Source organism: Pseudarthrobacter sp. S6 (assembly GCF_050156575.1).
In the GTDB taxonomy this organism is placed as follows: domain Bacteria; phylum Actinomycetota; class Actinomycetes; order Actinomycetales; family Micrococcaceae; genus Arthrobacter.
Genome location: NZ_CP189581.1, coordinates 1,744,927 through 1,764,201, shown reverse-complemented (window position 1 = coordinate 1,764,201; position 19,275 = coordinate 1,744,927). Strand labels below are relative to the sequence as shown.

The following is a 19,275-nucleotide window of genomic DNA, read 5'->3' as shown; positions in this document are numbered from 1 at the left end:
AAGGTCAGCCAGCGACTGCGTCAGCGGTGCCTGGTCGTCGCCGGAGACGTCGACGCGGCCACCGCCCGTAGCCTTCGCTTCGTTCTGCGCCTTGGCCTCCGCACGCTGCGATGCCCGGCGTGCCTCAGCCTTGGCTTCGGCCTTGTTCTTCAGCGGGCCCACAACCATGACCATATTGCGGCCATCGATACGGGGGCTGGACTCAACAACGCCCACATCAGCGACGTCGTCAGCGAAGCGCTGGAGCAGGCGGATGCCCATTTCCGGACGCTGCTGCTCACGGCCGCGGAACTGGATCATGGCCTTGACTTTGTCACCGGCACCGAGGAAGCGCAGTGCGTGGCCGCGCTTGGTCTCGTAGTCGTGGGTGTCAATCTTGAGGCGGAAGCGGATTTCCTTCAGAACCGTGTTGGTCTGGTTCTTCCGTGCTTCACGCGCCTTAACGGCGGCCTCGTACTTGTACTTGCCGAAGTCCATCAGCTTGCACACCGGAGGCTTGGCCTGCGGTGCAACTTCAACGAGATCAAGATCGGATTCGGCAGCCAAACGCAGGGCATCGTCAATACGGACGATTCCTACCTGTTCACCTGCAGGACCGACCAACCGCACCTCGGGGACGCGGATACGCTCATTGATTCTTGGCTCGCTAATGTTAAAACTCCTGTGATTGATGTGGTATTCCACCGGACAATAGAGAAGGCCCCCAATTGCCGGAGCAATCGAAGGCCTCAATGGTCGGATGCACCGTCCTCAGTAGAGGCAGTGCGCACTTCCCCAGGCTTGACACCTGAAAGAACTGTCCGACCGTTACCCGGCAACCTTGGTTCCTCAGGAATTACTTCCGGCGGGAAAACGGCTGACGCGGGTGGGAGAGAACTCCGCTTGCAAACTGCATGTCATTCTACAAAACAAATCCCGCCAAACGCAGCTAAGCGCTGGTGGGACCCTCCATAGCGAAATAACGGCATCCAGTCGGTCTGTGACAAGCTTACCAGTATGAGCACCCCAGACAGCAATTCACACGTTTTCGAGGCCCCCGCCGCCAAGGCTGACGTAACCCAGCAAATCCGCGATATCTCGGAGGTGCCGGCCATCGAGGTCATCACTACCGCCGCAGTGCACTTGATGAGCGCAGCCGCCGTCAAGCTGGGCCTCGCCGCCGAGGACAATGCGGAGGAACTCAAGGATCTGGACGAGGCCCGCAAGCTCATCACCGCCCTTGCCGGACTCGTGACCTCAGCGGCCCCCGAAATCGGATCCCAGCACGCCGGCCCGTTGCGCGATGGCCTGCGTTCCCTGCAGCTCGCGTTCCGCGAGGAGTCCATCATCCCTGACGCCCCGGGCAAGGGCCCGGGCGAGAAGTACACCGGTGCCGTCAACTAGACCCAACCAGCAAACTCTAAAAGTACAACGACGGCGGCGGCGGACGGTCCACACGGATCTCCGCCGCCGTCGTGTTTCACTTAGTTTTTGTCCAGATAACGAGACTTCCGCACCTGAAAAGGCGGAATATCTGGACAAAAACTCTGGAGGCCGGCGTCAGACCGCAGCGCGGCGGCGTCTGTGGGCCTGGAGCAGCAGTCCCACAACGCAGAGCAGAACGCCGGCCACTCCCACGGAGACAAACCCGCCGGACGGTCCCATCCCGTCTATGAAAATCCCGGCAAGTGGTGCCCCGAGCGCAACGCCGGCAGTCAGCGCAGAGCCGTACCAGCCCATTGCCTCGCCGCGGCGGTCCTCCGCCACCAGATCTGCCACCCGTTCGGAGGCTGCCGACAGGACGGGAGCGCACAAGAGGCCCGGAAGGATCGAGACAAAAGCCAGCGTCCAGGTGTCTTGGGCGAAGCCCATCGGGATGGTCAGGGCGGCCATGCCCAGCAGCAGGAGGATCGGCGACACGGGACGGTGCATGGCCCCGTACACCAGCCCGCCGACCACCGATGCGGCGCACCAAAAGAGGAATACGATGCCGATTTCAGCCTGGTGGCCGCCGGTTTCCAAGGCAGCAACAATGCCAACGTCGGTGCCGCTGAGCACCATACCGGTTCCAGCAGCCACGGCGAAGACGGCCGCGACAGTGGCCGTGAACCAGGCGAAGTTGTGGGCCACCTTGCCCCGCAGCCCCGCCGGCCCGCTGCGGGTGCGTTCTGCCCCGGCCGGAGCGAGGTCCGCCGCCGCTTCCTGGAGGTGGGCCGGTGCGGCGGAAAGCACAGCCACTTCCGCGGCATGGCGCTGGTCCGCTTCGCTTTCCTCAGATTGCGTGGCACTTCGCGTGGGCGGGTTGAACCACATGAGGAACAATCCGGCCAGTGACGTGGACACACCCACCACCGTGAGGCCCAGAACAGTGAAGCCGCTGGTCGCCACCACGGCTCCGGCGGCCGGCCCGATCATGAACACCATCTCTGTGGCAATCGAGTCCAGCGCATAGGCGGTCCGCCGCTGGTCGCCGTCCGCGAGGACGCCCAGGGACTGGCGCACAACACTGAAGATCGGCAACGTCAGCAGGCCACCGACGAACACCAGCGGAAGCAGCCACTGGTAGGACACATGCGGCACCACGGACCAGATGACCGCCTCGGACACCACCGACGGAATCAGAGCCCGGCGGAGGCCAACAGTGTCCACGCGCCGGCCGCGCCATGGTGCGCCAACTGCGATGCCGATGGTCATGACAGCCGCCGCGGCGCCGGCAGCTGCATAGCCCTGGTCCAGGGTGAGGACGATGTGCAGGGTCAGCAGCATGCCTGCCGCCGAATGGGGAATGCGGGCGATCATGCCGACCAGCAGCAGCCGCCGGATGGGCCGGACGGCCAGCAGCTCCCGGTATAGAGCGAAGTTCACGAAAAATCCTTTTTGTCTGCCCACGCCAGCCGGGATCTCCGCGCCAACCGTCAGCTACTGTGCTGCGCGCCGCAACTTGATTTCGATCGAGTCAACACGCTCTCCAAACAATACATTCCGGGACCACGCCTGCTGGAGCCCGGACACCAGGGCCTGGACTGCTGCGGCGTCCAGGCCATCCTCAAGGTCGAGCAGCACCTGCAGTTCCGGTCCGGCACCGCCCCCGGGGAGGGTGGCACCCGTGCCGGTGCGGGCGGTGACGCCGGAACCCTGGAGGAGGGCAAGCCGGCGCACTGCCGGGAACGCGGCCGTTGCCCCAGCCATCTCAGCTTCCAGTGCTGCATCAGTGTAGGAAGGGATCCAGTCCTGTTGCTGGGCCAGTGCCCAGACGGCGGGCCGCCGGACCACAAACGTGACCTCCGAGCCCGGATCGAGCACCAGCAGCTCCGCTCCCTCGGCCACGGCCGAGAGGGCAGCCCGGGCGGCGTACACCGCCACCGGCCGGGCGTCGGGGTGCCAGCCAGCCAAGGCGTCCGCCGAGGTGAAGGCCGGCATGGCCGTCCGGCCGTCCGAAGCCTTGAGGGTGACCAGGGCCATGTCCGCCTGCTTGTCCGCCGTCAGGCCATCGACGCCTTCCGCTGCTTCGCCTAGCTGCGCGATGATCGGGATAAACACGCGGGCGGTGGCCAGCGAAGCCACCACGGCAGCTTCGTCGCCGGCGCCTTCAACCATGGCCGCGACGGCGGCGAGGTAGCCGGCGTCGGCCGTGCCGTCGTCGTCCTCGAAGTTGTGGATCCGGCCGCCATCGCCGGCGAGGCTCCGCCCTTCCCACGGCTGGCCTGCCGAGTCAGTCCGGCCACCCGCGCCCGCCAGTGCTGCGGCAATGTGTCCGGGCAGGTGGCGCGGCGCCGGGGATTCCACGGCCGGATCGGCGTTGTGCGTGCTGTCCACGGAACTGCTTAGCGGCGTCCGGCGACGTCGAGGGCTTCGGGGAGCGTGAAGGCGCCGGCGTACAACGCCTTGCCCACGATCGCGCCTTCGACGCCCAGCGGCACCAGGGAGCGCAGCACCTTCAGGTCGTCCAGGCTGGAGATGCCGCCGGACGCGACCACCGGCTTGCCGGTCTTCTCCACCATCTGGCGCAGGAGTTCAACGTTGGGACCCTGCAGCGTGCCGTCTTTTGTGACGTCAGTGACAACATACCGGGAGCACCCGGCTTCTTCGAGCCGGCCCAGGACCTCCCAGAGATCGCCGCCTTCCTTCGTCCAGCCGCGGCCGGCCAGAGTGGTTCCGCGGACGTCGAGGCCGACGGCGATCCTGTCGCCAAAGCGGTCGATGGCGCTGCGGGTCCACTCGGGGTTTTCCAGCGCAGCCGTGCCGAGGTTGACGCGGGCCACGCCGAGGGCCAGCGCCGCCTCAAGGGATTCGTCGTCCCGGAGTCCGCCGGAGAGCTCCACCTTGATGTCCAGCCTGCCCACCACTTCACGGAGCAGCCCGGCGTTCGAGCCACGTCCAAACGCGGCGTCGAGGTCCACCAGGTGCACCCATTCGGCGCCCTGGTCCTGCCAGTTGAGGGCTGCCTCCAGCGGCGTGCCGTAGCTCGTCTCGCTGCCCGCCTCTCCCTGGACCAGCCGCACGGCCTGTCCGTTTACGACGTCGACGGCGGGCAGCAGTTCAAGAACCGGCAGATCGGTTGCGGTGGTCATCTCAAATCCTCTTGGGTGATGGGTTGCTCATGGAAGCGGAACTGGTAATGCATGGGGCTAGGTTCCAGGAAGCGTCAGCAGGTAGGCGGCCAGAAGCGCCATGCCGGCCAGGACGTAGAAGCCCATCTGGGTCCACATTGGTTTGTGCTGCTGCCTGAAGGACAGGGCGCCGCCCACCAGGACGCCGGCCAGGCCCATCAGGACAACCGACCACATCTAGGCGGCGTCCGTGGCAGCTGGCTGGCGAAGGCCGTCTACCCAGTTGCGCAGCAGCCGGGCACCGGCGTCGCCGGATTTTTCGGGGTGGAACTGGGTAGCGCAGAGCGGTCCGTTTTCCACAGCGGCGATAAAGCGCGCGCCGTGCTCTGACCAGGTCACCAGCGGTGCGGTCATCCGGGGCTGGATCACGTCGAAGTTCCACGCCTGGACACCATAGGAGTGGACGAAGTAGAAGCGCTGGTCCGCGACGCCGGCGAAGAGTTTGGATCCTTCCGGAACGTCCACTGTGTTCCAGCCCATGTGTGGCACCACCTCTGCGGGAAGCAGCTCCACCTTGCCGGGCCACTCCCCCATGCCTTCGGCTTCTGTACCGTGCTCTACCCCGGCCTCGAACAGGACCTGCAGGCCCACGCAGATTGCCAGGACCGGCCTGCCCCCGGCCACGCGCCTGCCGATCAGGCGGATGCCGTCCACGGCCTTGAGCTCGCGCATAACAGTCTCGAACGCACCGACCCCGGGTACTACCAGGCCGTCGGCATTAAGCACGTCCTCGGGCTTGGAGCTGAGGATAACCTCGGCCCCGGCCCGCTCCAGGGCGCGCACGGCGGAGCGGACGTTTCCGGAACCATAGTCCAGGACGGTGACTGTGGGCTTGCCTTCGGGCGATACGCGCTTCACGCCGGAGGCCGGATCGATGACGGCGCCATCCCGGAGTATTTGGCCGCTCACAAGGCACCCTTTGTGGACGGAATCCCCTCAACACGGGGGTCGGGTTCCACCGCAGCACGCAGCGCGCGGGCGAAGGCTTTGAACTGCGCTTCCACGATGTGGTGCGGATCGCGGCCCGCGATGACGTTCATGTGGAGGCAGATGCCGGCATGAAGGGTGATCGCCTCAAAAACGTGGCGGGTCAGTGATCCCGTGAAGTGACCGCCGATCAGGTGGTATTCCTGCCCGGCAGGCTCGCCGCCGTGCACCAGATAGGGGCGGCCGGAGACGTCGACCACAGCGTGCGCCAGGGCTTCGTCCAGGGGCACGGTGGCCTCGCCGAACCTGCGGATACCGGCTTTCTTTCCCAAGGCAGTGCGCAGAACTTCACCGAACGTGATGGCGACGTCCTCCACCGTGTGGTGGACGTCAATGTGAGTGTCGCCGGTGGCTTTGACCGTCATGTCAATGAGCGAGTGCTTGCAGAGCGCCGTCAGCATGTGGTCGTAGAACGGGACCGACGTGTCGATGTCCGAAACGCCTGTGCCGTCGAGGTTAATCTCCACGAGCACTGACGATTCACTGGTGGCACGCTCCATGCGTGCGGTCCGGGGCGCGGCAGCGTTCGATCCGGTGAAGCTCATGGTCATATGTCCTTTAGGCGAAGTCAGAGGTGCGAAAGCGAAGGAGATGTGCCGGCGCGCGGCGGCGCCGATACTTCAAGTTTAGGCGGGCAGCCCGGCCTGGCTGGCCAGGATGCGTTCCAGCGACGTCAGGAACGATGTGGTCTCCGTCTCAGTGCCCGCCGTGACACGCAGGTGGCCGGGGATACCGACGTCGCGTATCAGCACGCCGTCGTCCAGCAGCCGCTGCCAGACATCATGCGGGTTGTCGAGGCCGCCGAAGAAGACATAGTTCGAATCGGAGGCGGCAGGTTTGAGTCCCATGCGGGTGAGTTCCGAGACGATGCGGTCGCGCTGCTCCTTGATGTCCTCGACGTCGGCCATCAGCGCAGTGCGGTGCTGCAGGGCGGCGAGGGCCGTTGCCTGGGTGATGGCTGAAAGGTGGTACGGCAGCCGGACCAGGCGGAGTGCGTCCGTGACTTCAGGAGCGGCGGCCATGTAGCCCAGGCGGGCACCCGCGAGGGCGAACGCCTTGCTCATGGTGCGGGACACGATGAGTCGCTCCCGGCCGGGCAGCAACGTAAGGGCGCTGGGCGTTCCATCGTGGGCGAACTCGTGGTACGCCTCGTCAACGATCACAATGGTCTGGCTTGCCTCGCCGGCCGTGTACACAGCCTCCACAACATCCAGGCCCAGGCCCGTGCCGGTCGGGTTGTTCGGCGAGCACAGGAAAACGATGTTGGGCTGAAGCTCCTTGACCTGCAACGCAGCCGATTCGGCACTGAGCCCGTAGTCATCGGCGCGCTGTCCGATGATGTACCCGGTGTCCGTGCCGCTGGCCAGGAGCGGGTACATGGAATACGTGGGCGGGAATCCCAGGGCCGTGCGGCCGGGTCCGCCGAAAGCCTGGAGAATCTGCTGGAGGACCTCATTGGATCCGTTGGCTGCCCAAATGTTGGCGGCATCAAGACCGTGGCCGAGATATTCGGCCAGCGCTCCCCGGAGTTCGGTGAACTCACGGTCCGGATAGCGGTTGAGGCCTGCCGCGGCTTCCGTCACGGCCACACTGATCGCGGCCTGGACGTCCGCCGGGACCCCATGGGTGTTTTCGTTGACGTTCAGCAGGATAGGTACATCCAACTGCGGGGCACCGTACGGGGTTAGTCCGCGGAGGTTGGTCCGGAGGGGAAGTCTGTTCAGACGCTCTAGCTGGTCATTCACCTGAACAGTTTAGGTCCGAAGCAGACGGCCGGAAAATGTGACGGCCTGCGGCGGCACGCTCCAGAGCCTGAAGCCTGCTACTTCGTGGGGACGAAGAGCTGCTGTCCGGGGACAACGCCGCCGGCGGAAAGATTGTTCAACTGAGCAATATCCGCGATGACATCACGGGGATCACGCTCGGGCGCAACAGTACTGGCGATGGCCCAGAGAGACTGCCCTGCCTGGACTGTTACCGACACTGTTGGCGTCAAGGACAGGTCGGCGGCAGAGTCGGCAGCCTTCGCCGGTGCATTGAGGAAACCTGCCAGCGAAAGCAGGATTGCGGCAAGGATCACCAGCGGGATGCCGATGAGGACAATCCGTCCCCTGCGGGTCAGGCGCAGCCGCGGCAGGGATTCCCTGCGCTGCGTGGGCGCCGGACCCGAAGCCGGCAGGGGCCCGGTCCACAGCCGCGCGGTGAGGTCCTGCACGGAAACGAGCTGCGGACGCGAGTCCTGCGAAGCAGATATAGCTGACATGAAATGAGCCCTCCTGGACCATACTGTGCTGCCCGGCGCGTCCTCCGCGTCCACTTGCCGGTGCCGGCCTGGGCCGTCCATAGATGCGAGTATTCGAATCCGCAAGCAACGAGTAGAACACATATTCGAACTTTGCTTCTTCATTTTTAGCACTTATCAACGAATATTGTCGAGACTCGCTAGAACAAATGTTTGAAAAAGCCCTGTGGCTGGCCTACGTTTGGATCAAAGAACAACCACCTCTGTAGTTGATCAGCAGGGTCTGACAATCAACTCCGACACCAGCCCCGGGGCTTTCCAGGCACCAGCGGCCGGAACGGATCCGGGCAACCGAAAGGCATTGGCGTACATGGCAGCACCAGCCGCCGAGGGCAAGGCGACACCGCGCCGCCAGCCCCAACGGACCCCCAAGGGGCTCACCGCCCGCCAGAAGAAGATCCTTGAAACCATCCAGCGCTCGGTGAATGACAACGGCTATCCGCCGTCGATGCGTGAAATCGGCGACACCGTGGGCCTGGCGAGTTTGTCCAGCGTGACCCACCAGTTGTCGCAGCTGGAAAAGCTGGGATACCTGCGCCGGGACCCCAAACGTCCGCGTGCCATGGAGGTCCTCATGCCGTTGACACTGGATGGCGGGTCCACTAAGTCCAAGGGGACTACCAAGCCCTCAGTCCTGCATGGCCTCGGCGGAACGGTCACTGAGCTTCCCTCCGCCATGGACACCGCCATGGTGCCGCTGGTGGGCCGGATCGCGGCGGGCGGGCCCATCCTTGCCGACCAGGTGGTGGAAGACGTGATGCCCCTGCCGCGGCAACTCGTGGGACAGGGTGAACTTTTTATGCTGCGTGTGGCCGGCGACTCCATGGTGGACGCTGCCATCTGCGACGGCGACTGGGTCGTGGTCCGCCGCCAGGCCGACGCCGCCAACGGCGATATAGTCGCGGCCCTGCTGGACGACGAAGCCACCGTGAAGACGTTCCGCCAGCGCGATGGACACACGTGGCTGTTGCCGCAGAACACGCAGTACGAGCCCATCCTGGGCGATCACGCCACAATCATGGGCAAGGTCGTCTCGGTCCTGCGCTCGCTCTAGTACCAGCGTTCAGTCAGGTGCCCTTCCCGGCCAGCCTTTCCAAGGCAGAAAACGCTGTCGTGCGGTCCGTCGTGGGCCAGAACGGCGGCAGCGCGGCGCGGAGGAATCCTGCGTAGCGCTCGGTGGCAAGCCGGGAATCAAGCACGGCCACCACGCCTTTGTCTCCGGTTGAACGGATCAGCCGGCCCGCGCCCTGGGCCAGGCGGATGGCCGCGTGGGTGGCCGATACCGCCATGAAGCCGTTTCCGCCGGCCTGCGCAACGGCGCGGGACCGTGCTGTCATCAGCGGATCGTCCGGCCGCGGGAACGGAATGCGGTCGATCACCACGAGCCGGCATGATCCGCCCGGAACATCCACGCCCTGCCAGAGTGACATGGTTCCGAAGAGGCAGGTATCGGGCTCGTCCGCGAACTGCTTCACGAGGGCAGTCATGGTCGAGTCGCCCTGGCAGAGAATGCTGAGGCCGAGCCGGGGACGCATCGCCTCCGCGGCCTCCTCGGCGGCCCGGCGCGATGAAAAGAGACACAGGGCGCCGCCGCCGGACGCCCGGATCAGCGCTTCAAGTTCATCGAGTGCCTCCGGCGACGCCCCGCGGCCCGGCTTGGGCAGGTGCCCTGCGACGTAGAGGATCCCCTGTTTGGGATAATCAAAGGGCGATCCGACGTCGATCCCGGTCCAGCTCGGCGCGCCCTCCCCCACGAGCCCCAGGCCGCCGGCGGCCGGCTGAAAGGCTGAGCCGATGGCAAGCGTGGCCGACGTCAGCACCACGGTGTGGCCGGCGAACAGCCCTTCGCGGAGCTTTCCGGCTACGCTGAGCGGCGCGATGTTGACCAGAGCCGGCGCAGACTCGTCGGGTTGGGCATAGCCCTGTTGCGGGTCGAAGGAACTTGCGCGGGAAAACCACACCACTTCACGGTTCTCACGGGACACAATGAGCCGTTCACACAGTTCGAGGATCAGCATCAGGCGTGAGCGCGCGAGCTGCCGCCCGCCGTCGGCCGTTTGGCTGCCCTCACCCTTGGAATCAGAGAGTGCAGCCCGGCACGCCTCACGCAACTGGTCCACACAGTCCAGCTGTTCGTCGTTGAGGCCGTTGGGGAGCAGCCCGTTGGGCACCCCGGCCAGGGCGAGTTCCAGGTTGGCGGCAGCTGCGTTGAGGGCATCCACCGTGATGGCCGTGTGCTTCCGCGCGCCCGACGCCGCAGCGTGGACCATTGCCACGGAGAGTTGCCCCGAAACCGCACCGGTGACCCGGTCCTGCAGTTCGTGGGCCTCGTCCACCACCACAACGTCGTACTCGGGGAGCACTGCGAGGCCTTCAAAGGCGCTGACCGCGAGCATGGCATGGTTGGTGACCACCACGTCAGCTTCGGCGGCCTCGTGGCGTGCCAGTTCGCTGAAGCATTCGGCCGCCATGGGGCATTTTTGCGCGCCCAGGCATTCCATGGACGTCACTGACACCTGCCGCCAGGCCCGGTCCGTTACACCGGGAAGCAGTTCATCGCGGTCGCCCGTGGTGGTCTTTTCCGCCCACTCCCGCAGGCGCACCACTTCCTTCCCCAGCTGGGACGACGGCCCGCCCAGGGCGGCGGCGAAATGCGGGACACTGGTGTCCTCGCCGAGGGAGAACAGCTGGCCCTCGGCGGGTTCTTCAGAAGGGAACCCGCCTACGAGCTTATGCTGGCACACATAGTTGGAACGGCCCTTGACAAGGGCCACCTTGACCGGGCGGTCCAGGGCGGGGGTGATGGTCTTCAGCAGCCGGGGAAGGTCGCGCCCCACAATCTGGGTCTGCAGCGCAAGCGTGGCTGTGGACACCAGCGTGGGCTTGTTACTCACGAGCGAGTGCGCAATGAGCGGAATCAGGTAGGCCAGCGACTTTCCGGTCCCCGTCCCGGCCTGGACCAGGAGGTGGTCGCCGGTTTCGATGGCCCTGGCCACCTGCCTGGCCATCTCGTGCTGCCCGCTGCGGCTTTGACCGCCCATGCCGGCCACAGCGCGGTCGAGCAGTTCGATCACGAACTGCTCGCCGGCCGTACCTTTGACTTCCCCCGCCACAACTTCAGTCATGGTTGATGAAGGATTCCAGTTCAGCCGCAAGGCCCTCACGCACCATCACCAAAGCGCGGGTACCGTGCTCGCCGTGATCCAGGCTCAGGATCTCGGCATCGGTCTCGTGCAGTTTGCTGATCAGGTCACCGCGATCGTAGGGAATCAGGAGCTCCAGCTTTACGCCGGGCCGCGGAATCCCGTCACTGATGGCCCGCAGCAGTTCAGCGATCCCCTGGCCGGTGCGGGCCGAGACCACTACGTGGCGCGGCTCGCGCTGCTTGAGGCGCTCCACCACAAACGGATCAGCGGCATCGGCCTTGTTCAGGACAATGATCTCTGGCACCTTGCGGGCATCCACTTCGCTGAAGACCTTGCGGACAGCAGCAATCTGGCCCTCGGGGTCCGGGTGGGACACATCCACCACGTGCAGGATCAGATCCGCGTCAGCCACTTCTTCCAACGTGGAGCGGAAAGCCTCCACCAACTGCGTGGGCAGCGACCGGACAAAACCCACGGTGTCCGCGAGGGTGTAGCCGAGGCCATCAGAGGTCTCGGCCTTTCGCACGGTGGGATCCAGTGTGGCGAACAGTGCGTTCTCCACCAGCACACCGGCGTCGGTCAGCCTGTTCAGCAGCGATGACTTCCCGGCGTTCGTGTATCCGGCAATCGCAACGGAAGGGACTGAATTACGACGGCGGTTGGCCCGCTTGGTTTCACGCGCCGGCTTCATCGCCGCAATCTCGCGCCGCAGTTTGGCCATGCGCGTCCGGATCCGGCGACGGTCCAGTTCGATTTTCGTCTCACCGGGTCCGCGCGAACCCATGCCGGCGCCGGCGCCGCCCACCTGGCCACCGGCCTGGCGGGACATCGATTCCCCCCAGCCGCGCAGGCGTGGCAGGAGGTATTCGAGCTGAGCCAGCTCGACCTGGGCCTTGCCTTCACGGCTCTTCGCGTGCTGGGCGAAGATGTCAAGGATCAGCGCCGTGCGGTCAATGACCTTGACCTTGACGATGTCCTCAAGGCTTCGGCGCTGGGACGGTGCCAACTCGGCGTCCACCACAACCGTGTCAGCCCCGGTGGCCATCACGATTTCCTTGAGCTCAAGGGCCTTTCCGGAACCGAGGAACGTGCCCGGGTCCGGTTTGGCGCGGCGCTGCACCATACCGTCCAGGACTTCCGAGCCTGCTGTTTCGGCAAGGGCGGCGAGTTCACGCAGGGAATTTTCCGCGTCGGCCAAGGTGCCTTCGGACCATAGGCCGGCCAGCACCACACGTTCGAGCCGCAGCTGCCGGTATTCGACTTCGGTGACATCTTCGAGTTCGGTGGACAGACCGGCCACGCGCCGTAGTGCACGGCGTTCCTCCCGGTCCTGCTGGTCGCCGTCGTAGCTGGTGTGTTCGTCGTCCAGGCGGGAAATCGCCTGAGCCCTGCCGAACACGGCTTTGTCACCGTCTGCGGCGGTGACGTTCCTGGCCGGTACGTCCTTGGCGAGAATCCGGTCGATGACAGCTTGGATCTCCTCGGGACTCATGTCCTGGGCTGCTGGATCGGAACCGGTGTTGGGCTGGCTGGTCATGGTCTCCTTTGAAGATTCGGCATTTTCAGAATAGTGCGGATCGTTGGTCTGTGGTGAAGTATTCGCGCTGGGCTGACGGCTTGCAGTCATCCGGGCCTCCTGGTCTGCTGCGCGCGCCGGTCCGGACCAGGGCGTGCAGGGAGTCGTCGCATCCGGGAGATGCGTGGAGTGGTGGAAAGTGCGGGCAAACTGCAAGGGACCGGCAACGGCAGATCACTCGAGTATTGCCCGGCGGCATAACAGCTACGAGGACCCGTTATGTGGCGCACTTTGCGGAAGGTTAATACCTGCATCGCTGCGGGGCACGGCTTCGGGACAGGCGGCGTCCGGGAGGGACACCGGCCGTGCCGGCTACTCGAAGATCAAGAACATGGGTTCAAGATTAGCAGAAGCGGTGGCCGCGGTTTCGCATTGCGCACCCCGGCCAACTAATCTGGCCAGTTATGGAGTCCGCACACTATTTCAGCGCATCGCCCGCCGGGCCGTTCACCCGCAAACCGCTCACAGTGGAACTGGCCGGCGAGACGCGCACATTGCAGACGTCGGGCGGCATCTTCAGTCCCGATGGTATTGACAAGGGGACGGCGGTGCTCCTGGCCGAGGTCCCGGCCCCGGACCCTACAGGCAACCTTCTTGACATCGGCTGCGGCTGGGGACCCATAGCCCTGACCCTCGCATTGCGCGCGCCGCATGCCAAGGTCTACGCCGTGGATGTGAATGAACGCTGCATCACGCTAACCACCGAGAATGCGGCCCTGCTGGGTCTGGGCAACGTGCTGGCCAGCACTCCCGACGCCGTGGACCCGGAACTGCGCTTCGACACGATCTGGTCCAACCCACCTATCCGGATCGGCAAGGATGAACTCCACGGCCTACTGAAGATGTGGCTGCCCCGGCTGGCGCCGGGCGGCTCCGCGTGGTTGGTGGTCCAAAAAAACCTGGGCTCGGATTCGCTTCAGCGCTGGCTCTCGACCGAGCTGGATGCATCGTTCACCGTCAGCAGGGAGTCCACATCCAAGTCCTTCCGGATCCTTCGGGTCAGGAAAGCGTCCCAGTAGCCACAATGACGGCGGGCCCGCTGAGCTCGACGTGCTCGCGCCCTCCGGCAGCGGCGAAGAATTTGACGCCTACGACGCCGCCGGGCACGTTGACCAGCCAGGAGTCCGGCGCTTCCGCCCCTGCCCAGTGCCGGATGGCGACTGCGGCCGCGCACGCGCCTGTTCCGCAGGACTGGGTTTCGCCCACGCCCCGCTCATGGACGCGCATGGTGACCGTGCCGGTCCCGTTGTGGACCAACGGCTCAGCAGGCACGACGAATTCAACATTGGTCCCGTTGGCGGGCTCCGGATCGACCTGCGGAGCCTTGTAAAGCCGGGTGGACTCCAGTTCGGACAGTTCAGCAAGCGCCACCACGGTATGCGGGTTGCCCATGCTGACGGACAGAGCCGGGCGGGGCACTTCCAGGCCATCCGCGGAGACCAACGAATCCATGGCTTTGGCGGTCGCGTCGCCGGGGAAAATGAATTCCCACGGCCCCATGTCCACCGCGTAGCTGTCCCCTGTCCGGACCACGGTCTTGACGCCGCCGCGTGTCCCGATGGTGAGTACGCCGCCGTCGGGCAGGTCTACCAGTCCCTCGGCACGCAGGAAATGCACAAAAACACGGACCCCGTTGCCGCACATTTCCGACAGGGACCCGTCGCCGTTGCGGTAGTCCATGAACCAATCCGCCTCGGGGCTGCTGAGCAGCAGTTCGCGGCCTTCGGAGAGGTACCGGGAGGGGACGGCCCGGATCAGGCCGTCGCCGCCGATTCCGCGGTGACGGTCGCAGAGGGCGGCCACCTGGGCCGCATCGATGGTGTGGACGCCGTCGGGGTCAGCGATCAGCACAAAGTCGTTGCCTGTTCCGTGTCCCTTGGAGAAGCGGAGTCCGCCCAGGGTGCGGAAGTCGGGCTCTGTGGTCTCTGCGGGAGTTGCATCCATGGTCCTAGATTACCGGCTGAGAGCCACGGCTTGGGCCGCAAGGTCCGGCGCCCGCCAGTCCAACCAGCTGATGCGGGGATCTGCACGGAACCACGTGAGCTGGCGCCTTGCGAACTGCCGGGTGGCCACGATGGTGTCTTCGGCTGCCCCGGCAACTGTTGAGCCGCCGTCGAGCACTTTCAGGAACTGGGCATAGCCCAGAGCCCGCGGCGCAGTTTTGCCGCCGCGCAGACCGGCCGCTTCCAGGCGGCGCACTTCCGCCAGCAGCCCCTGGTCCACCATGGTGTGGACGCGCTGGGCCAGCCGTTCACGGAGGACGTCTCGGTCCACCGCCAGCCCGATCTGGACAGCAGGCTGGAAATACTCGCGCTGGGGCATAAAGGAGCTGAACGGCCGGCCGGTGAGCTCGTGGACTTCCAGCGCCCTGATGATCCGGCGCGAATCCGAGATACGGGCCGCTGACACCGGGTCCACGTCCCGGAGCCGCGCGAGGAGGACATCCTGGCCGACTTCCTCGAGCTCAGCCTCAAGCTGCCCCCGGAGGACAGGATCTGTGCCGGGGAATTCGAGGACGTCGAGCGCAGCCCGAACGTAAAGACCGGAACCGCCCGCCAGAATGGCGCGCTTGCCACGTGCGTGGATATCGCTGACGATGCTCCGGGCCTGCTGCTGGAAGTCTGAAACGCTGGCCTCCTCCGTGACGTCCAGGGTGTCCAGAAGGTGATGGGGAACGCCCCTGCGTTCTGCCGGCGTGATCTTGGCGGTGCCTATGTCCATCCCGCGATAGAACTGCATGGCATCAGCGTTGATGACCTCGCCATCCAGTTCCAGGGCAAGGTTCACGGACAGATCGGACTTACCGGACCCCGTAGGACCAACAACGGCAATAACCGGAGGCTGGGCCACCGGTCAGCGGCTCCGGACCGGCAGTGTGGGCATACCCAGCGAGACCCCGCTCCGGCCGGCGCCGCCTGCGGCAGCCGGCGCGGGAGCCCCGCACGAGTCGGCCTGGGACCTGTCCCAGGCGTCCCCCGCGCGGGAGCGCCGCAGGCTGTAGTCCTGCACGGACGGGTCGGCCACGAGATGGAAGGCTGCGGCTTCGGTGATGGTGACGGTGACCAGGTCCCCGGGACGCGGCGTCTCTGCCCCCTCGGGAACGGAGAAATGCACCAGCCGCTGGTCCTGGGACCGGCCGGACAGCCTGTGGGTTTCCTCGGACTTGCGCCCTGAATGGGCAGTGACCATCACCTCTACCCGGTGGCCAAGCTGCGTGGCGTTCTCTTCGGCGGCAATCCTGTCCTGCAGTGCGGTCAGGCGTTCAAATCGCTCCTGGACCACGGCCTTGGGAAGCTGGTCCGGCAGGGCCGCGGCCGGGGTACCGGGACGCTTCGAGTACTGGAACGTGAAAGCGGTGGCGAAGCGCGACTGCTCCACAACGTCGAGGGTGGCCTGGAAGTCTTCCTCGGTTTCGCCGGGGAAGCCGACAATGATGTCCGTAGAGATGGCGGCGTGCGGGATCTTCTCGCGGACTTTGTCCAGGATGCCGAGGAATTTGGTGGACCGGTAGGACCGTTTCATGTCCTTCAGGACTTTGTCGGACCCGGACTGCAGCGGCATGTGCAGCTGCGGCATGACATTGGGGGTTTCGGCCATGGCGTCAATGACGTCCTCGGTGAAGGCGGCGGGGTGGGGGCTGGTGAAGCGGACCCGTTCCAGGCCTTCAATTGCCCCGCAAGCGCGCAGTAGTTTGGAGAACGCCTGCCGGTCACCGAACTCCACTCCGTAGGAGTTCACGTTTTGGCCCAGCAGGGTGACTTCGATGGCGCCGTCATCTACCAGGGCCTGGATTTCCGCGAGGATGTCCCCCGGGCGGCGGTCCTTTTCCTTCCCGCGCAGGGCCGGGACGATGCAGAACGTGCAGGTGTTGTTGCAGCCGACCGAGATGGACACCCAGCCGGAATACACCGAATCACGCTTGGTGGGCAGGGTGGAGGGGAAAACATCCAGGGATTCGAGGATCTCCAGCTGGGCTTCGTTATTGTGCCTGGCCCGGTCCAACAGTGCCGGGAGCGCCCCGACGTTGTGCGTGCCGAAGACAGCATCCACCCAGGGAGCCTTCTTGAGGATGGTCTCCCGGTCCTTCTGCGCCAAGCAGCCGCCAACGGCGATCTGCATCCCCGGGTTGGCGGCCTTGACGGGCGCCAGCATGCCCAGGTTGCCGTACAGCTTGTTGTCGGCGTTTTCCCGTACCGCACAGGTGTTGAACACCACAACGTCGGCCTGCTCGCCACTGGCCGCCACGTAGCCCGCGGCCTCGAGCATGCCTGCCATCCGCTCCGAATCGTGCACGTTCATCTGGCAGCCGAACGTGCGCACCTGATAGGTACGGGGCTGCTGAAGGGCAGGGTCGGCTGACGGGGCGGTACCGGATGCGGGGGAAGGAATGGTCAAACTCACCTGTTAAGGGTAGCGGGTCGCTCAGGTTGCTGGATCGCCCTGGCTGCCGGATCGGCTGACGGGGCTGCTTCGTCGGCCTACGAGTCCAGCGGGCCGTCCTGTGCGCCTGTTTGGGCCTCCGCCTGTGTGTCGAGCACTTCTCCGACGATCCGGAACGCCTGCGACGGCTGATAGCCCTTGCGGGCCAGCATGGACGCCAACCGCCGGGTGATCTTGTCCCGCTCGGCGCGGTCCGATAATTCCGAGCCTGCCCGGAGCTTACGTTCCACGAGGAGCCGGGCCGCCACTTCCTCGTCGGCGTCGGACAACTGTTCCAGCGCCACGGCGGCGGTGTCCGCGTCAATCCCCTTGTCCGCAAGCTCGCGCCGGAGGGCCCCTTTGGCGAGCTTCCGGGACTGCGAACGGCTGCGCACCCACATGTCTGCGAACTCAGCGTCGTCAATGAGGCGGACCTCCTGGAAGCGGTCCAGGACGGCTTCCGCCACATCCTCCGGGATGTTCCGCTCGGCCAGTTTCCGCGCCAGCTGCAGCCGGCTTTTGGCCGAACTGGTCAGTTGCCGGAGCACGATGGCCCGCGCCACGGATGCGGCATCCGGTTCGGCGTCTGCGTTTGCATCGGCTGCGATGGCAGCATCCGGAGCTGGTCCGGCCGGGCGTTCGCGGCCGCGTCTCCGCTGCCGTCGCCCCGATCCGGCGCTCTGACCGGCCGCACGCCATCCTGCGCCCTGACCGGCCGTCAGGTCAGGGGCGTCCCTAGAAGCCGTCAACAGCCTTAAGCTTCGGTGTGTCTTTGGCCTCGTCTTCGGCGGGCTTGACTACCCCGACACCAAGCTTCTCCTTGATCAGGCGTTCCAGTTCGGTCGCCAACTCAGGGTTGTCTCGCAGGAACCTGCGGGAGTTCTCCATGCCCTGGCCCAGCTGGTCGCCGTCGTACGTGAACCACGAACCCGACTTCTTGATAATTCCGTGCTCCACGCCCATGTCGATGATGCCGCCCTCGCGGGAGATGCCTTGGCCATAGATGATGTCGAATTCGGCGATCTTAAAGGGCGGGGCCATCTTGTTCTTGACGATCTTCGCCTTGGTGCGGTTACCGACGGAGTCGGCACCTTCCTTGAGCGTCTGGATCCGGCGGACGTCGATGCGGATGGACGCGTAGAACTTCAGGGCCTTACCGCCGGTGGTGGTCTCGGGGGAGCCGAAGAACACGCCGATCTTTTCACGGAGCTGGTTGATGAAGATGGCGGTGGTTTTCGTCTGGCTCAGGCGGCCGGTGATCTTACGTAGCGCCTGGCTCATGAGGCGGGCCTGCAGACCCACGTGGCTGTCGCCCATGTCGCCCTCGATTTCCGCACGCGGCACCAGGGCAGCAACGGAGTCGATGACGATGACGTCCAGCGAGCCGGAGCCGATCAGCATATCCATGATTTCCAAGGCCTGCTCGCCTGTATCCGGCTGCGAGACCAGGAGGGCGTCCGTATCAACGCCCAGCCGTGCTGCGTATTCGGGGTCCAGGGCGTGCTCGGCGTCGATGAAGGCGGCAATGCCGCCCAGGCGCTGCGCGTTGGCAACGGCGTGCAGTGCCACGGTGGTCTTACCCGAAGATTCCGGACCGTAGATCTCCACTACGCGGCCGCGGGGCAGGCCACCAATTCCCAAAGCCACGTCCAGCGCGATGGATCCGGTGGGGATGACCTCGATGGGGGCACGGACTTCATCGCCCAGCCGCATAACCGAGCCCTTGCCGAACTGCTTGTCGATCTGTGCCAGCGCTGCGTCGAGCGCCTTTTGCCGATCCGGGGCTGCCGCCATGGTTCACACCTCTAATGTTTCTCGCTTTGGAGTGGCCTCAGCGGCCATTTCTTGGTCATCTCTGACGCTAATGGCACCCGCTGACATTCTGGCCGGATGACATCGCCTATGTGGATAACCAACTACGAAAAGCATAGCTTTACCCGAACAGATATTCGAACAGATCCGGCGGCGTGTCAGCGCAGAACGGGACGCACATCAGCTCGGTGAACGCCGATGCGCTGGTGGCGGTGTCAGTCGCGCAGGGGTTTGACGTCGCGTCCCAGTCGCCGCTCCGGCGGCACATCCTGGACGTCGCAGACGGCCAACCACACCTGTCGGGGGCTCACCCCGGCGGCGAGGGCCTGGTCCGCCGTGCGCCCGCCGGCGCCGGCCAGAACCAGGGTGCTGCTCAGGACCCGGGAGTAGCCGGACCCGAATTCGTCGTCCATAAGCCGCCAATAGTCACTGATCCGCACCAAT

General features: G+C 65.3%; 19 protein-coding genes and 1 pseudogene. 3 read left to right on the top strand and 17 right to left on the bottom strand.

The window, feature by feature from the left end; all coding sequences use genetic code 11:
* Positions 1-207: 207 nt before the first annotated feature.
* A pseudogene (gene infC / locus ACQCS0_RS08590) lies at positions 208-609 on the bottom strand (translation initiation factor IF-3); the annotation flags it as partial.
* Positions 610-996: 387 nt separating this feature from the next.
* Between infC and ACQCS0_RS08585 the strand changes: the two are divergent.
* Positions 997-1,383: a DUF1844 domain-containing protein gene (locus tag ACQCS0_RS08585; RefSeq protein WP_056342948.1), complete on the top strand. Its 387-nt coding sequence runs from the start codon at positions 997-999 to the stop codon at positions 1,381-1,383.
* Between the two features lie 156 nt (positions 1,384-1,539).
* Here the strand turns inward: ACQCS0_RS08585 and ACQCS0_RS08580 are convergent, their stop codons facing one another.
* From ACQCS0_RS08580 to ACQCS0_RS08545, 8 genes are all read right to left on the bottom strand, one after another.
* Entirely contained in the window at positions 1,540-2,844 is a 1,305-nt protein-coding gene (locus tag ACQCS0_RS08580) for an MFS transporter (protein ID WP_354156124.1), read from the bottom strand.
* 54 nt (positions 2,845-2,898) lie between these two features.
* A complete protein-coding gene (locus ACQCS0_RS08575) occupies positions 2,899-3,795 on the bottom strand; it encodes an SseB family protein (RefSeq protein ID WP_354156125.1) in 897 nt (298 codons plus the stop codon).
* A gap of 8 nt (positions 3,796-3,803) precedes the next feature.
* The gene (gene priA, locus ACQCS0_RS08570) at positions 3,804-4,550 is read right to left on the bottom strand and encodes a bifunctional 1-(5-phosphoribosyl)-5-((5-phosphoribosylamino)methylideneamino)imidazole-4-carboxamide isomerase/phosphoribosylanthranilate isomerase PriA (protein ID WP_193340075.1); all 747 of its coding nucleotides are present in this window, start codon (positions 4,548-4,550) and stop codon (positions 3,804-3,806) included.
* A gap of 57 nt (positions 4,551-4,607) precedes the next feature.
* Entirely contained in the window at positions 4,608-4,766 is a 159-nt protein-coding gene (locus ACQCS0_RS08565; RefSeq protein WP_354156126.1) for a hypothetical protein, read from the bottom strand.
* The gene (gene hisH / locus ACQCS0_RS08560) at positions 4,767-5,498 is read right to left on the bottom strand and encodes an imidazole glycerol phosphate synthase subunit HisH (protein ID WP_354156127.1); all 732 of its coding nucleotides are present in this window, start codon (positions 5,496-5,498) and stop codon (positions 4,767-4,769) included.
* Entirely contained in the window at positions 5,495-6,121 is a 627-nt protein-coding gene (gene hisB / locus ACQCS0_RS08555) for an imidazoleglycerol-phosphate dehydratase HisB (protein ID WP_426940182.1), read from the bottom strand. The genes hisH and hisB overlap by 4 nt, the downstream gene beginning before the upstream one ends.
* Positions 6,122-6,202: 81 nt before the next feature.
* A complete protein-coding gene (locus ACQCS0_RS08550; RefSeq protein WP_354156128.1) occupies positions 6,203-7,321 on the bottom strand; it encodes a histidinol-phosphate transaminase in 1,119 nt (372 codons plus the stop codon).
* Positions 7,322-7,398: 77 nt separating this feature from the next.
* The gene (locus tag ACQCS0_RS08545; protein ID WP_354156129.1) at positions 7,399-7,839 is read right to left on the bottom strand and encodes a LysM peptidoglycan-binding domain-containing protein; all 441 of its coding nucleotides are present in this window, start codon (positions 7,837-7,839) and stop codon (positions 7,399-7,401) included.
* A 349-nt stretch (positions 7,840-8,188) separates the two neighbouring features.
* Between ACQCS0_RS08545 and lexA the strand changes: the two genes are divergently transcribed.
* Positions 8,189-8,932: a transcriptional repressor LexA gene (gene lexA / locus ACQCS0_RS08540; protein ID WP_354156130.1), complete on the top strand. Its 744-nt coding sequence runs from the start codon at positions 8,189-8,191 to the stop codon at positions 8,930-8,932.
* A 13-nt stretch (positions 8,933-8,945) separates the two neighbouring features.
* On the opposite strand, the gene ACQCS0_RS08535 is transcribed toward lexA, so the two are convergent.
* Together ACQCS0_RS08535 and hflX are read right to left on the bottom strand one after the other, a co-directional pair.
* Positions 8,946-11,003: an ATP-dependent DNA helicase gene (locus tag ACQCS0_RS08535; protein ID WP_354156131.1), complete on the bottom strand. Its 2,058-nt coding sequence runs from the start codon at positions 11,001-11,003 to the stop codon at positions 8,946-8,948.
* Entirely contained in the window at positions 10,996-12,561 is a 1,566-nt protein-coding gene (gene hflX / locus ACQCS0_RS08530; RefSeq protein WP_354156132.1) for a GTPase HflX, read from the bottom strand. The genes ACQCS0_RS08535 and hflX overlap by 8 nt, the downstream gene beginning before the upstream one ends.
* A gap of 443 nt (positions 12,562-13,004) precedes the next feature.
* Here hflX and ACQCS0_RS08525 point away from each other — a divergent pair, with 443 nt between their 5' ends.
* Complete coding sequence (locus tag ACQCS0_RS08525; protein ID WP_354156133.1) at positions 13,005-13,619, top strand: methyltransferase; 615 nt, start codon at positions 13,005-13,007, stop codon at positions 13,617-13,619.
* On the opposite strand, the gene dapF is transcribed toward ACQCS0_RS08525, so the two are convergent.
* The 6 genes from dapF to ACQCS0_RS08495 form a co-directional block, all read right to left on the bottom strand.
* The gene (gene dapF / locus ACQCS0_RS08520; RefSeq protein WP_354156134.1) at positions 13,600-14,544 is read right to left on the bottom strand and encodes a diaminopimelate epimerase; all 945 of its coding nucleotides are present in this window, start codon (positions 14,542-14,544) and stop codon (positions 13,600-13,602) included. The genes ACQCS0_RS08525 and dapF overlap by 20 nt on opposite strands.
* Before the next feature lie 9 nt (positions 14,545-14,553).
* Complete coding sequence (miaA, locus tag ACQCS0_RS08515) at positions 14,554-15,450, bottom strand: tRNA (adenosine(37)-N6)-dimethylallyltransferase MiaA (RefSeq protein WP_354156135.1); 897 nt, start codon at positions 15,448-15,450, stop codon at positions 14,554-14,556.
* Positions 15,451-15,453: 3 nt separating this feature from the next.
* The gene (gene miaB / locus ACQCS0_RS08510; protein WP_354223585.1) at positions 15,454-17,001 is read right to left on the bottom strand and encodes a tRNA (N6-isopentenyl adenosine(37)-C2)-methylthiotransferase MiaB; all 1,548 of its coding nucleotides are present in this window, start codon (positions 16,999-17,001) and stop codon (positions 15,454-15,456) included.
* A 77-nt stretch (positions 17,002-17,078) separates the two neighbouring features.
* Positions 17,079-17,627, bottom strand: coding sequence for a regulatory protein RecX (locus ACQCS0_RS08505; RefSeq protein WP_426939543.1), 549 nt, complete (start codon positions 17,625-17,627; stop codon positions 17,079-17,081).
* A gap of 127 nt (positions 17,628-17,754) precedes the next feature.
* On the bottom strand, positions 17,755-18,813 hold the full coding sequence (recA, locus tag ACQCS0_RS08500) for a recombinase RecA (protein ID WP_185263133.1): 1,059 nt from the start codon (positions 18,811-18,813) through the stop codon (positions 17,755-17,757).
* Between the two features lie 233 nt (positions 18,814-19,046).
* The gene (locus tag ACQCS0_RS08495; protein WP_354156137.1) at positions 19,047-19,271 is read right to left on the bottom strand and encodes a DUF3046 domain-containing protein; all 225 of its coding nucleotides are present in this window, start codon (positions 19,269-19,271) and stop codon (positions 19,047-19,049) included.
* Positions 19,272-19,275: the final 4 nt, after the last annotated feature.

What these genes read in the sequence shown, in the direction of transcription:
- priA (WP_193340075.1), bottom strand. Translation starts at nt 4,550, where the DNA reads ATGACCACCGCAACCGATCTGCCGGTTCTTGAACTGCTGCCCGCCGTC.
- ACQCS0_RS08585 (WP_056342948.1), top strand. Translation starts at nt 997, where the DNA reads ATGAGCACCCCAGACAGCAATTCACACGTTTTCGAGGCCCCCGCCGCC.
- ACQCS0_RS08565 (WP_354156126.1), bottom strand. Translation starts at nt 4,766, where the DNA reads ATGTGGTCGGTTGTCCTGATGGGCCTGGCCGGCGTCCTGGTGGGCGGC.
- hisB (WP_426940182.1), bottom strand. Translation starts at nt 6,121, where the DNA reads ATGAGCTTCACCGGATCGAACGCTGCCGCGCCCCGGACCGCACGCATG.
- ACQCS0_RS08535 (WP_354156131.1), bottom strand. Translation starts at nt 11,003, where the DNA reads ATGACTGAAGTTGTGGCGGGGGAAGTCAAAGGTACGGCCGGCGAGCAG.
- ACQCS0_RS08545 (WP_354156129.1), bottom strand. Translation starts at nt 7,839, where the DNA reads ATGTCAGCTATATCTGCTTCGCAGGACTCGCGTCCGCAGCTCGTTTCC.
- lexA (WP_354156130.1), top strand. Translation starts at nt 8,189, where the DNA reads ATGGCAGCACCAGCCGCCGAGGGCAAGGCGACACCGCGCCGCCAGCCC.
- hflX (WP_354156132.1), bottom strand. Translation starts at nt 12,561, where the DNA reads ATGACCAGCCAGCCCAACACCGGTTCCGATCCAGCAGCCCAGGACATG.
- recA (WP_185263133.1), bottom strand. Translation starts at nt 18,813, where the DNA reads ATGGCGGCAGCCCCGGATCGGCAAAAGGCGCTCGACGCAGCGCTGGCA.
- dapF (WP_354156134.1), bottom strand. Translation starts at nt 14,544, where the DNA reads ATGGATGCAACTCCCGCAGAGACCACAGAGCCCGACTTCCGCACCCTG.
- ACQCS0_RS08525 (WP_354156133.1), top strand. Translation starts at nt 13,005, where the DNA reads ATGGAGTCCGCACACTATTTCAGCGCATCGCCCGCCGGGCCGTTCACC.